Here is a 12,652-nt window from a genome sequence, read left to right as displayed (position 1 = left end):
TAATTAATTCCTGACAAACATAGTCGTATCAAGGTATTTTATTAATATAATGTACTTCCCAAAAATACAAATGTTTTTGAAAGGGAGAAATAAAGATGAAAAAAATAATGGTTACCGGAGCATTAGGACAAATTGGCTCGGAGCTAGTGACGAAATTACGAAAAGAATATGGTTCAAATAATATTTTGGCAACAGATATCAGACATATAGTATCTCCAGTAACGGAAAGTGGTCCCTTTGATATTTTAGATGTAACAGATGGTGAAAAAATGTATCAGCTGGCGAAGGAATTCCAAGCAGATACAATGGTTCATATGGCAGCATTACTTTCTGCAACAGCAGAAGCAAAGCCACTTTTAGCATGGAATTTAAATATGGGTGGTTTAGTAAATGCTTTGGAAGCTTCACGTGAGCTAGGGATGCAATTCTTTACACCGAGTTCTATAGGCGCTTTTGGGCCATCAACTCCTAAGAAAGACACGCCACAGGATACATTACAGCGTCCAACTACAATGTATGGAGTAAACAAAGTATCTGGAGAATTGTTATGTGATTACTACTTCCATAAATTTGGATTGGATACTAGAGGAGTGCGTTTCCCAGGGTTGATTTCAAACGAGACATTACCAGGCGGGGGAACAACTGACTATGCTGTAGACATTTACTATAAAGCATTAGAGGATGGCGCTTACACTTCTTATATCGCAGAAGGAACATTTATGGATATGATGTATATGCCGGATGCACTTCAAGCAATTGTCGATTTAATGGAGGCAGATCCATCAAAATTGATTCATCGAAATGCATTTAATGTAACAGCAATGAGCTTTGAACCGGAACAAATTGCAGCCTCTATCCGAAAGGAAATACCAAACTTCCAGATGAGCTATGATGTGGATCCAGTGCGCCAAGCGATTGCTAACAGCTGGCCAGATAATATTGATGCGACAGCAGCGAAAGAAGAGTGGGGCTTCTCGTATAAATATGATTTAGACGCTATGACAAAAGATATGCTACAAACATTAAAAATTAAAAAAACTGCAGGCTCCTTATAAAGGGCCTGTTTTTTTGTGTATGGCTTAAATTATTAATAGCTTTTTTCTTCAAGACAGTTCCATTTATTCATAAACATGCCTTTTAATGCAATACTAAGTAGAATATATTTCATGCCAAATCTTTAACAAAGTTTTTAGAGAATAATAAATTTAACTAAAAGGGTTGAAATTTATCTAAAAAACGAATAATATGATTAATGTTGTTAAAATCGTTCGTGTTTAAGGAAGAAGGTAATAAGATGTTTCGTTTGAAGGAACACGGTACCAATGTGAAGACAGAGCTTATAGCAGGAATGACCACATTCCTTACTATGGTATATATTGTAGTGGTAAATCCAATTATTCTATCGGATGCAGGTGTACCACTGGACCAAGTATTTATGGCAACAATTATTTCTGCTGTTATCGGCACATTATGGATGGCGATTTGCGCCAACTATCCAATTGCTATAGCTCCTGGAATGGGGTTAAACGCATATTTCACTTATGCAGTTGTATTAGCATCAGATGGTAAAATTGATTATTTAACAGCATTTGCAGCTGTTTTTGTAGCGGGTATAATTTTTATTATTTTATCTTTAACACCTTTACGCGAGAAGCTAATAACCGCTATTCCCTCTAATTTGAAGTATGCCATTACTGCAGGGATCGGTTTGTTTATTGCTTTCTTAGGCTTACGTATGTCAAAGGTAGTTGTTGCTAGTGATAGCAATTTGGTGATGTTAGGAGATTTAACTTCTCCAGGTGTTTTGCTGACGTTATTTGGTTTAATAATCACAGTCATTTTGATGGTGCGTAATATAAATGGTGCATTATTTATCGGTATGGTCGTTACTGGTATTGTAGCTGCGCTTACTGGACAATTACATATTGAAAAAGTGGTAGCTCTTCCTCATCTACCAGAAGGTATTTTAATTTGGAATCCAATAGAGGCAATTGGACAGGTTATTTCTTACGGTTTATATGGAGTAGTATTTTCCTTTATTTTAGTTACGCTTTTCGATACAACAGGTACGATGGTTGGTGTTGCTAAGCAAGCTGGCTTGATGAAAGATGATAAGCTTCCACGAGCACGCCAAGCGCTATTAGCAGATTCAGTAGCTACTACTGTTGGATCAATGTTCGGAACTAGTCCAACAACAGCATTTGTTGAGTCTTCCTCTGGTGTAGCTGTTGGTGGTCGTACTGGTTTAACTAGCTTAACTGTAGCTGTGCTTTTCATCGTTGCATCATTCTTCGGACCTTTAGTAGGTGCGCTGTCTGGTGTTGCAGCTATTACCTCGCCAACCTTAATCATTGTTGGCGCATTGATGATTGGATCTGTAAAAGAGATTGAGTGGAGTAAATTTGACGAAGCATTCCCAGCATTTTTAATTATCTTGATTATGCCCCTTACATCAAGCATTTCAACAGGTATTGCTTTTGGGTTTATCGTTTATCCGCTGTTGAAATTAATTAAAGGGGAAGCGAAAAAGGTTAATATCATGCTTTATATCTTCGCTATCCTATTTGCATTTCAATTAATTTTTTTGCCACACTAATAAATATAAATAAAGGTTGAGATAAAATCTCCTCCAAATAAAAAGACTCAAAAAATCTACGGACTGGTAAAGTTTTCGGTGCTTCTATTCAAATTCCTGTAGTTGTTTTCCGTTACAGCGGACGCTTTCCGGGGGCACGGCTTCAATCTCCTCGTCACTTTGCTCCTGTGGGGCTTTCAGCTCGCGCTGTTCCCCCAGGAGTCGCCGCTTCCTCTCCAAACAAGTAGAATGGAAACAAGAAATTACCTAACTTAAAAAACAAGAAAAACATGAAATCAAGTTATCGATTTCATGTTTTTTTATTTATTGCTATGTAATTTCTACATGGCAATATAGGAATTCAACAAAAACTGTCGGTTTATTAAATAAAAAAGCTTTGTTGAAGTTATTTGTGGATTTTGACTAACAATTCTTTTTTATAGTGACTGTCAGCAATATTAAAAGGACATTCAAATTACTATTAAAATCATAAATAGATGATGAAAATTGGGATTGGGTACAGTTTTTCGGCTTTATTTATGCGAGTAAATTTATAAGCAATTTATCGATGCATCAAAGATGTTCCTATTTATTGATTGTAGCGACAGACGGCGACTCCAGCGGGATGACATAGCTATCAAGTTAAGAAGTTTATAAAAACCCTCGAGGTTGGTATAGAAAACTAACCAACAGGAGGTGCTTCACATGAAAAAAACAGATTTAGACGAATGGAAACTCTTAATGGAACAATTGTATAAACTATTTTCCCCAGATAAGTTGGATTGTTGGGCCAAAGAATCAGGATGGATCAAACGAAAACGAAAGCTTGATGCGTATTCATTTCTCCACATCCTTCTTTATCATTGCGGAAACCTGGCCGGCAGTTCGCTACGCGAGCTCAGCCTGTCATTAGAAGAAACCTGTCATATTTCTATGACTCCAGAGGCAATAAACCAACGTTTAAATAAAGAATTAATCGTATTTCTAAAAAAGTGTTTGGAACATTTTATACAAGTGGAGTTAAATTATCAGTTGCCGATCAGTGACGAACTACGAAAATTTTGTGAGAGGATCCGTATAATAGACGCGACCATCCATTCCCTTCCTTCGGATTTGAAGGAGACTTTTCCTGGCGTCTATCGAGCCGAATTAAAATGCCAACTGGAGTATGAATTCCTGACAGGACAGTTCATATTGGCTGACTGGATGAACGGAAAGGAAAACGATTCTCTATATGGGAAGAATCGATTAGAGACGGTCTCACCTGGCGATTTATTTCTACAAGACTTGGGTTATTTCCATCTACCCACCTTCCAAAAAATTGATGAGTCCGGGGGCTATTTCGTCTCTAGAGTTCGACCAGATTGTTCTATCTATACAGGGAATCCCAACCCTCGTTACCATGCCGATGGCAGGGTCGTCAAATCCTCTTTTTATCAGAAGGAATCTTTGGCAGAGCACCTGGAACAAATGGAGCGTGGCTCCGTAAGGGAATGGGAGGAAGTTTATGTGGGGTATGACTATAAATTCCCTACCCGTTTAATTTTGTATCGCCATACAGAGGAACAAGATAAAAGTGATCAGTATAAACGTAAACATTCACGTTACCAGACAAAGGAGCACGTAAGAGCGCTAGATGGGGCGACGATTATTATGACAAACCTCCCGGATACTATCCCAGCTGAGAAAGTGATGGACCTTTACCGATTGCGCTGGCAGATCGAGTTATTGTTTAAAGGATGGAAATCTAATTTCCCGACCACTTTTTATAAACAGATAAAGGAAGAACGTGTCCTATGTCATTTTTTCGCTCATTTATTATTGTTTCTAATCACAACTACAACAACTTATCAGGCACGTTTATTCTTGCTAGAGAAATCTAGAATAGAGATAAGCATTCAAAAGGGCATCTCAGTTGCACTACGCTTTATTCGCTTGATGTTTGAAAGCATAAAAAAATACACCAAGCTTACCAATGGGGTACTGAAAAGGTTTCATGGTGCTCTTTGTAAACATGCATTGAAAACAAAAGGGCCACCTGAAAAGGATCCATTGATTATACTCGGTGCAAATTACAGTTAGTATTCTATGCCCTGTATAGAAAGAAATTAAACTTACATTTTTTGGTTAAACCAAAAAGTGTTAATTTCATATGGTCTAATTTTCAAAAATACCAGTTCATATGAGAGTGAATGACGTAAATTTTTCTTAACTTGATAGCTATGCAGCGGGATGAGTGAGACAGATAAGACGTCACAACCACGTGCGATAGCGATGGTTGATGGCTTATCGCTCACCCCGCGAAAAAGCGTCCGGCTGGTGCGAAAAATCAATTCTACTCTATGGTTTAAAGATTTCTTTGCTTTATAAATCAACCCTACCCTTTAACATAGCCAATAAAAAAGCCTAACTGGAAGATCCTCGAGTAGATGAGGAGTTAGTTAGACGTTCCATTAAAATAAGAGCTATTTTCTTTAGTATTGCTTTTATCTTAATAACTCTGGTGACCTTCGTTAGTTGATTTCTAACACTATAGAAAAAACGCTTGGAGTTTTCCAAGCGTTTTCCTTTTAAAATAGTATATGTGCAACTGCTGCTATGATTGGGAATGAAATCAGCGTACGTAATAAGAAAATAACGATTAAGTCTTTAAAGTTAACCGGTATTTTAGAGCCGAGTAATAATCCGCCAACCTCAGACATGTAGATCAACTGAGTAACTGACATAGTTGCTATAAAGAATCTTGTAAGCTCAGAGTCAATTGATGCACCTAAAATAGTAGGCAGGAACATATCGGCAAAGCCAACTACCATTGTTTGTGCAGCCTCAGCAGCCTCAGGTATTCCGAATAATAGAAGCAGTGGCTCAAATGGTTTACCTAATATAGTGAAGAAAGGGGTATACTCTGCGAGCATTAATGCAATAGTTCCAAATGCTAATACTACTGGAGCAACACCAATATACATATCGATAACATTCTTAATTCCATCAGAGAAGAACTTCGTAATAGAGCGATTTTTATCTGCTGTTTTTAAGGCATTTTCTAAACCATGTGTGACAGCATTATAATTTTCAGGAAATTTCTCTGCATCCAAGTCTAATGGGCGACCATCAATATGCACATCTTCTTTGCCAGCTAAAGGATAAATACGAGGCATGATAAATGCCAGGACAACACCACATAGTAGTACGGTTAAGTAATAAGGAGCAAAGTATTTCTCTAAACCAACTTGTTCCAATACAACGATACAGAAGGTTATAGATACAACGGAAAAAGTGGAGCCAATAATTGCAGCTTCTTTTTTTGTATAATAGCCTTCTTCATATTGTCTGCTCGTCAACAAGACTCCTATTGTTCCATCTCCAACCCAGGATGTAAGTGCATCAACTGCTGATCGTCCTGGAAGCTTAAATAGAGGGCGCATGATTTTAACCATCATCGTGCCGAAAAATTCCAATAGCCCAAAATTCAATAGGAGTGGCAGTAATAAGCCAGCAAATAAGAAAATGGTAAATAGGAAGGAAACTAATCCATCAGGAGCTAACAAAAGCCCTCCTGTATCCTCATTCCAAATAGCCTCTGGGCCAATTTGGAAAATGATTAAGACAGAAAAAATTGCACCGACTACTCTTGTGATTGTCCAAAATATAGAAACCTTAAAAAGATTGTTAATAAATGATTCGTTCTTTGGTATAAATAAAAATATTAGAGAACCAATAGCCGCAAGAAATAAGGTAATTAAAGCAATCCAATGAACAATAGGTTCAAGTACACCAGATAATAGACTTGCAAACCATGCGATAGGAATCTTTATTTCTCCTCCGATTGGTAGCGGGATCATGAAAAGGATGACACCAGCTATAGAAGGGAGAAGAAAGAGAAGCCAAGTAAATAAGCTGAATTTTTTCAAGTGAAGGCCAACTTTCTTTTTGAATAATTATGCATGAAATAGATGTTTTACACATGATAATTCATTAGAGAAGCTAAGTCTATAGCTATGAGCAATGTTCTATTATTCGAAATCTTTATTAAAATCGTATGTGTAGAAGCGTTCAAAGTGTAACCAGTTTTCTGCTTCTGGTTCTCCGTCTGCTAGACGTTTTTCCATTTCTTCTAGCATCCAAGCCGTTTGAGAAATGTGGGCACGCATAGAACCCATTTTTTCTTCACTCGATTCAGAAATGTTATGGATGATGTCTGGTTCTCCTAATACCTCTTTCGAATCATTCGAAAAAGCTAGTGCATAAACTTTTGGACGTTGATCCTTTGGCATTCTGCGTACAGCACGAATCATCGCTCTACCGGTAGCATCATGGTCAGGATGCACAGCGTAGTTAGGATAGAAGGTAATAACTAAAGAAGGATTCGTATCAGCGATTAAATCCTCCATCATTTGGACCATTTTTTCATCATCTTCAAATTCTACTGTTTTGTCACGAAGACCCATCATTCTTAAATCGGTAACACCCATAGACTTTGCAGAAGCAAGCAACTCTTGCTTTCTAACTTGTGGCAGTGTCTCGCGAGTTGCAAAAGGAGGGTTTCCAAGATTGCGACCCATTTCCCCTAGAGTCAAGCATGCATATGTAACAGGGATTCCTTGTTTTACATAAGTAGCTATTGTTCCAGAAACTCCAAAAGCCTCGTCATCAGGGTGAGGGAATACGACCAACACGGATCGTTCCATTGGTAAAGTCATTTTTCTTCCTCCTTAATATGTAAACGGTGTTTTGCTGATTTCAAGTGCTACCGCAAGCTTTCCACTTTGATCGTGGCCAGCCATTAATAATCTTCCATGCTCATCTAATTCATAATGTGTAATACCTTGAGCATATACCCATCCGTGAGGGAGCTTTAAACCTACACGATGAGGAGCTTCTCCAGCTACCTTACCAAGCTCGTAGCGAATCACCACATTACGAATAAATGCACCAGCATTAAATACGTTTTCGTTGAAATGAGTGGCATAAGCACCATTTGTTGTTTCTAAATGAATGTATACATCTTCATTTGCAAAGCTATTTAATAGCTCTTGTAATTGTTCCTTATTCACTATTTCCATACTTTCATTGCCTCCTAGCATACTGTCTGTTAATAGTATAATGAAAAATAGTTCAGCAAGCGAATGATTGAGCCGCCGTTCTGATGGCAATTTACCATACAAGTAAAAACTCGCAAAGCCCTGTTAGACTTTGCGAGTAAGGGGTTTATTAGACTGTAGTTGTTGTCACTTCTGGAGCACCGAATTTTCCTTTAGCGCCATGAAGTACAGGTCCTACGTATTGGTTTAACTTCCAGCCGTGAGCGATTGCAGAAGAAACAAATTCTTTAGCCTCAAGTACAGACTCAGCAACAGAAAGACCATTTGCTAGGTTTGCTGTAATCGCAGCAGCAAATGTACAGCCAGCACCATGGTTATAAGTCGTTTCCGTTTTTTCTGTTTCTAATAATGTGTGAGTTTGTCCATCATAGAAAAGGTCAACTGCTTTATCGTGGGCCAATTGTTTACCGCCCTTGATCACTACGTTTTTTGCCCCAAGCGCATGAATTTTTTCGGCAGCTGCCTTCATGTCTTCGATTGATTTAAGTATTCCTAGTCCTGAAAGCTGACCAGCTTCAAATAGATTTGGAGTAACAACAAGTGCACGTGGCAATAAATGAGTGATCATGGAGTCTACAGTACCTGGGTTCAATACCTCATCTTCACCCTTACAAACCATGACAGGATCGATTACGATACTAGTCACACCGGACTCTTCAATAATTTTACCTGCTGCTTCGATTATATCCTCCGTACTTAGCATACCGGTTTTAATAGCATCTACATTAGTGGATAGAGCTGTTTTCGCTTGACGTTTAATTTCATCCACAGGAAGGGAAAACACATGGTGACTCCAATTATTATCCGGGTCCATTGTAGCGATGACGGTGAGAACATTCATACCATAGGTTCCATGCTCTTGGAATGTTTTTAAATCTGCTTGTATACCAGCACCGCCAGAAGTATCAGAACCTGCAATTGTTAACGTTTTTTTAATAGACATGTAAAAGTTCTCCTTTTGCGTGAAAGTTATTTCATTAATTGTATCAGATAGATATGAAAATTCAATTACGGCAGCTTTGGAGCAGTCCAAAGCTTGAACACTATAAAAGCAAATGTGATTGAAACGAAAAGAGTTATCGTCCCGCCAATATAAATTTTATTTATATAAAGTGAGATAGTTAAGTAAACAAGGATTCCTATAAAAAATATAGTTCCTAGTAAAAAGCAACCGAAACCCATACTCGTTGCTTTTGGTGGAACATCGTTTTTTACAGCAGCATTCTCCAGTTTTTTTAGTTTTTCTCGAAATTCAAAATTTGCCATATGCATTTCCCCTTTTTACCATCGTATCATTGGGCGGAATAGTTGTTAATAGGGAAACTTTTCGATACTGTAAACGTAGTAGTTTAATAGAAGGAGAGGGATGAAGATGAAACAAGGTGACAAGATTCGGGAAATGGAAAAGCTATTAAAAGAATTGAAAGCTCAAAATGAGGAAAGTGCTGCTACCATCGTAGAAGATTCTCCAAGGCGAGGAGGGTTAAGCCTCTGGAAGATGCCATTATTTTTATCTAGATTCAAATATAAATCAATTCTAATCATCTCTGTCCTAGCTTTTTTACTTCTTGCAGCGTTACCGTTTGCCGCATTTTGGGCAATTCAAGGGAGTACCTTTACCGAATCAAAGAGCATCTTTGTTGAAAGAGTACAAGGTCTAAATGAGCTAACAACTGCACAAGCATATACGAAGGTAATTTTAAAAGAAGAAGATAATAAAGTATTTGGAAAAGAGATTGGATTAGACTTGCCAGGAACCAAAAGGCAACTTTTAGTAGTAGTTCCCGGGTCCGTGAAGGCAGGGGTTAATTTTTCAGAGGTAACCGAATCAGATATTAAGGTTAATGAAGAAAACAAGACTGCTATTTTAACATTGCCAAAACCAGAATTTCTAGGAGGTCCCGAAATATTTTTTGACCAAGTAGAGGTGTTATCTTCTGAGGGGTTATTTCGAGAAAAGGCAGACATAGAAGAAGCATATGAACTAGCTGCAACTGCCAAAGAAATGATGATTGAAGAATCTACCGGACAAGGTATTCTGGAGCTTGCAGAAGAAAATGCCGTAAAATCCGTACAGGAAATGTTCCAGCTCATTGAATATGACGTGCAAGTGGAGTTTAAGGAGTGATTAAATGCCAAATTGGAAAGAAATATTAGGCGTCGAATGGGATAAGCCTTACTTTAAGGAGCTACAGTCCTTTCTAGATAAGGAATATGCTGAACACACGATCTATCCACCACGAGAAGAGGTGGGAAGTGCGTTTCGTTTAACACCATACGATGCTGTAAAGGTGGTTATACTAGGTCAAGACCCATATCATGGTCCAGGACAGGCCCATGGCTTAAGTTTCTCAGTAAAGCCAGGAGTTAAAATTCCACCAAGCTTGCGTAACATGCTAAAAGAGCTAGAGGAGGATTTAGGATGTTCTATTCCTTCTCACGGTTATCTAGAAAAATGGGCGAAGCAGGGTGTTTTGCTGTTAAATACGGTTTTAACTGTCAGAGCAGGTGAGGCAAATTCGCATAAAGGCATGGGCTGGGAGCGATTCACAGATACCGTTATACAAAAACTCTCTGAACACGAAAAGCCGATTATTTTTGTTTTATGGGGTAAGCCTGCACAAGCTAAGTTAAAGCTGATCGACACGACCAAACACCACATCATTCAATCAACTCACCCAAGCCCTCTAAGTGCTCACCGAGGATTCTTGGGAAGCAGACCCTATTCTCAAATAAATGAACAGTTAGTGTCAATGAATGAAAAGCCAATCGATTTTTGCCTCTAATTATGCTAGGATAACGATAGAAAGTAGGGAGAGAAATTGGCTGTAAATTGTTTTAAGTGTCGACATTTTTTTACCACCTGGGATGCGAATCATCCACGTGGCTGTAGGGCTTACCAATTTAAAACAAAGGAGCTTCCTTCTGCGTTAGTCAAAAGATCCTCAGGCGTGGAGTGCTTAAAATTTGAACCAAAGCAACTGGAGGGGCATAACAAGTGATTTCGAACAGACAGATTTTAATGCAAATAGAAAAACAGCTTCAAGAGGCAAAGACTGCGTCGGGGGAACAATCCATCCGGGAAAGTCTAGCTGCTATAAAGGCTTTATGTGACGTAGCTCTAACTGTGCCACTAACAGAAAGTCCAACAGTACTTCAAACGCCCTCCGTGAAGACAGCGACCTTAACAGCGCCTTCTGCACCCTTGAAGGAAGACGATGCAAACGGAGAGTCATTATTTGATTTTTAATAAAAGAAAGTAGGGAACAACTTGAAATTTTTTATCATCGCAGGTGCTATTAATGGCTTCTTATCCGTAGCCCTTGGAGCATTCGGAGCACATTTATTAGAAGGTCGGGTTGCTGACAAGTATTTAGCGACATGGGAAACAGCGGTTCAATATCAAATGTTTCATGCGCTTGCATTAGTTGCCATTGGTATTTTAATGAGCAGTAAGCTATTAGGACCAGTGTCACAGTTAAACGTAGCAGGCTATTTAATCCTTGCGGGTATCGTTATTTTCTCTGGAAGTCTGTACGTACTTAGCTTAACGGGAATTAGTATTTTAGGAGCAATCACACCAATCGGTGGAGTGGCATTCCTAATCGGCTGGGTTATGCTAATCGTTGCAGCCGTAAAATATGCAAATTAATCCTCTTTGAAAAAGTAATCTCTAGAGTTTCTTAACTGTCCCGTAGATGTAGACATCAGTCTATCATTTGCGGGTTTTTTATTATGTGATTTATGCATTTTCGTATATCACTATCTAAATGATTAGGAAAGTTACTTACTTTTTAATGATGATCTTTTGTCGCAACAATATTGTAAGTTGCCTTGTAGGAATTTAGGTTAAGGGATTACTTGGTTTAACTCATGTGATGGTTAACTTCCTTAGCTTTATTATGGAAAGGTGTTTTTCCTAGTAGGAAGATACTAGTTAATTGGAGTGGAAGGCTGCGGAAAGCGTCCGGCAGGAACGGAAATTAGGGATTCTTATCTTTTATACAAAGTGTCTATTATTAAGCCTTTACTGTCTATGTATTTATTAAAAGCAGAAATCGACAATCTCTTAGTCCTGCTTTTTGTCACTAGAAATCCTATAAAAATAGAAAAAGGCTTACTCCAAAAGAATAAGCCTTGCCTATGGTTAATAGTAATTTATTTCTTCATCGAACGTCGCATAATCAAAGTAAATCATTAACATTAAGTATCGTTTCCCATTTTGATCACTAATAATCACATGATCGCGTCCAGCAGCTTCTACATATCCGTTCAGGACTACATTGTTTCGTGTTGCATTGTTTTCAAAAGTAAAATAAAAAGTTCCTAGTTTTCCTTTGTTGGCTCTTAAAATGTTCTCCACATAGGATTCTTCTGCTGACCGTCCACCAGCAGGTATTTGGATCCCAGGAGTATATTGCTGTTGGGGCGGTTGTTGCCCCGGAACCTGTTGCCCTTGCGAGTACTGTTGGTTTGGATAGCCACCTGGATACCAATAATACTGAACCATTTATACATCCTCTCTTTTTTTAAATCTCTGGACATTCTTCTTCGGTAGGCGAAAAGAAACAGTGTGCTTTAAAGCGTCCGGTATTCCATTGACCATACCATTGTGCAGGACATGGAGTACTCTCGCCTGGATCAAAAAACCATAATGATCTGGTAGCAGGATGAAAACGCTCACCGTTAACTACACGTTGTGCTAGTTTTAGATCACTATCTCTTGCACGCTGGTAAAAGTATGGCTTAGTAGTTGCCTCAAAGCCACCGGGACGTTGAAAAACCATTTGCTCGAGGTTTCGTATATCTGTAAAATCTAAACAAGCTGTACGAACTCGATTTACACCTACATTACCAACCATTAGCATTCCTAGTTCGCCTTCGCCCTCTGCTTCTGCTCGCATTAGCCTTGCTAGTAGATCGATGTCTTTCGAAGTCGCACGAACTACCGCCAATGCATCACCTCCTACATTAA

General features: G+C 38.6%; 14 protein-coding genes. 7 read left to right on the top strand and 7 right to left on the bottom strand.

Translation table 11 applies throughout. The annotated features are described in order from the left end of the window. The first annotated feature begins 95 nt into the window (after positions 1 to 95). From MKX96_RS16840 to MKX96_RS16830, 3 genes are all read left to right on the top strand, one after another. Complete coding sequence (locus tag MKX96_RS16840; protein WP_340885562.1) at positions 96 to 1,055, top strand: L-threonine 3-dehydrogenase; 960 nt, start codon at positions 96 to 98, stop codon at positions 1,053 to 1,055. Positions 1,056 to 1,294: 239 nt separating this feature from the next. Continuing rightward, the gene (locus MKX96_RS16835; RefSeq protein ID WP_340885559.1) at positions 1,295 to 2,596 is read left to right on the top strand and encodes an NCS2 family permease; all 1,302 of its coding nucleotides are present in this window, start codon (positions 1,295 to 1,297) and stop codon (positions 2,594 to 2,596) included. Positions 2,597 to 3,280: 684 nt separating this feature from the next. Beyond that, on the top strand, positions 3,281 to 4,657 hold the full coding sequence (locus tag MKX96_RS16830) for an IS4 family transposase (protein ID WP_169360310.1): 1,377 nt from the start codon (positions 3,281 to 3,283) through the stop codon (positions 4,655 to 4,657). A gap of 488 nt (positions 4,658 to 5,145) precedes the next feature. Here MKX96_RS16830 and MKX96_RS16825 read toward each other — a convergent pair whose 3' ends face one another. From MKX96_RS16825 to MKX96_RS16805, 5 genes are all read right to left on the bottom strand, one after another. Then, complete coding sequence (locus tag MKX96_RS16825) at positions 5,146 to 6,486, bottom strand: YjiH family protein (RefSeq protein ID WP_340885555.1); 1,341 nt, start codon at positions 6,484 to 6,486, stop codon at positions 5,146 to 5,148. Between the two features lie 102 nt (positions 6,487 to 6,588). Beyond that, on the bottom strand, positions 6,589 to 7,275 hold the full coding sequence (gene bshB2 / locus MKX96_RS16820; RefSeq protein ID WP_340885553.1) for a bacillithiol biosynthesis deacetylase BshB2: 687 nt from the start codon (positions 7,273 to 7,275) through the stop codon (positions 6,589 to 6,591). Between the two features lie 12 nt (positions 7,276 to 7,287). Beyond that, a complete protein-coding gene (locus MKX96_RS16815; RefSeq protein WP_251557154.1) occupies positions 7,288 to 7,638 on the bottom strand; it encodes a YojF family protein in 351 nt (116 codons plus the stop codon). A 148-nt stretch (positions 7,639 to 7,786) separates the two neighbouring features. Then, positions 7,787 to 8,620, bottom strand: a complete 834-nt coding sequence (thiD, locus tag MKX96_RS16810; protein ID WP_340885550.1) for a bifunctional hydroxymethylpyrimidine kinase/phosphomethylpyrimidine kinase — start codon at positions 8,618 to 8,620, stop codon at positions 7,787 to 7,789. A gap of 65 nt (positions 8,621 to 8,685) precedes the next feature. Continuing rightward, the gene (locus tag MKX96_RS16805; RefSeq protein ID WP_340885547.1) at positions 8,686 to 8,943 is read right to left on the bottom strand and encodes a hypothetical protein; all 258 of its coding nucleotides are present in this window, start codon (positions 8,941 to 8,943) and stop codon (positions 8,686 to 8,688) included. Positions 8,944 to 9,043: 100 nt separating this feature from the next. Between MKX96_RS16805 and MKX96_RS16800 the strand changes: the two genes are divergently transcribed. From MKX96_RS16800 to MKX96_RS16780, 4 genes are all read left to right on the top strand, one after another. Next, positions 9,044 to 9,805, top strand: coding sequence for a DUF4230 domain-containing protein (locus MKX96_RS16800; RefSeq protein ID WP_340885543.1), 762 nt, complete (start codon positions 9,044 to 9,046; stop codon positions 9,803 to 9,805). A gap of 4 nt (positions 9,806 to 9,809) precedes the next feature. Beyond that, positions 9,810 to 10,463, top strand: a complete 654-nt coding sequence (gene ung, locus MKX96_RS16795) for a uracil-DNA glycosylase (RefSeq protein WP_340885540.1) — start codon at positions 9,810 to 9,812, stop codon at positions 10,461 to 10,463. Between the two features lie 212 nt (positions 10,464 to 10,675). After that, entirely contained in the window at positions 10,676 to 10,927 is a 252-nt protein-coding gene (locus tag MKX96_RS16785) for a DUF5327 family protein (RefSeq protein ID WP_169361457.1), read from the top strand. Positions 10,928 to 10,948: 21 nt separating this feature from the next. Continuing rightward, positions 10,949 to 11,329: a DUF423 domain-containing protein gene (locus tag MKX96_RS16780; RefSeq protein WP_169361458.1), complete on the top strand. Its 381-nt coding sequence runs from the start codon at positions 10,949 to 10,951 to the stop codon at positions 11,327 to 11,329. 495 nt (positions 11,330 to 11,824) lie between these two features. Here MKX96_RS16780 and gerQ read toward each other — a convergent pair whose 3' ends face one another. Both gerQ and MKX96_RS16770 read right to left on the bottom strand, forming a co-directional pair. Beyond that, positions 11,825 to 12,187: a spore coat protein GerQ gene (gene gerQ, locus MKX96_RS16775; protein WP_251557143.1), complete on the bottom strand. Its 363-nt coding sequence runs from the start codon at positions 12,185 to 12,187 to the stop codon at positions 11,825 to 11,827. A gap of 19 nt (positions 12,188 to 12,206) precedes the next feature. Next, positions 12,207 to 12,632 carry a cell wall hydrolase gene (locus MKX96_RS16770; protein WP_251557142.1) on the bottom strand — a complete coding sequence of 142 codons (426 nt, stop codon included), beginning with the start codon at positions 12,630 to 12,632 and terminating at the stop codon, positions 12,207 to 12,209. Positions 12,633 to 12,652: the final 20 nt, after the last annotated feature.

This window comes from Psychrobacillus sp. FSL W7-1493, from assembly GCF_038004905.1.
Classification (GTDB): Bacteria; Bacillota; Bacilli; order Bacillales_A; family Planococcaceae; genus Psychrobacillus.
This window is presented reverse-complemented; position numbering and strand designations above follow the sequence as displayed.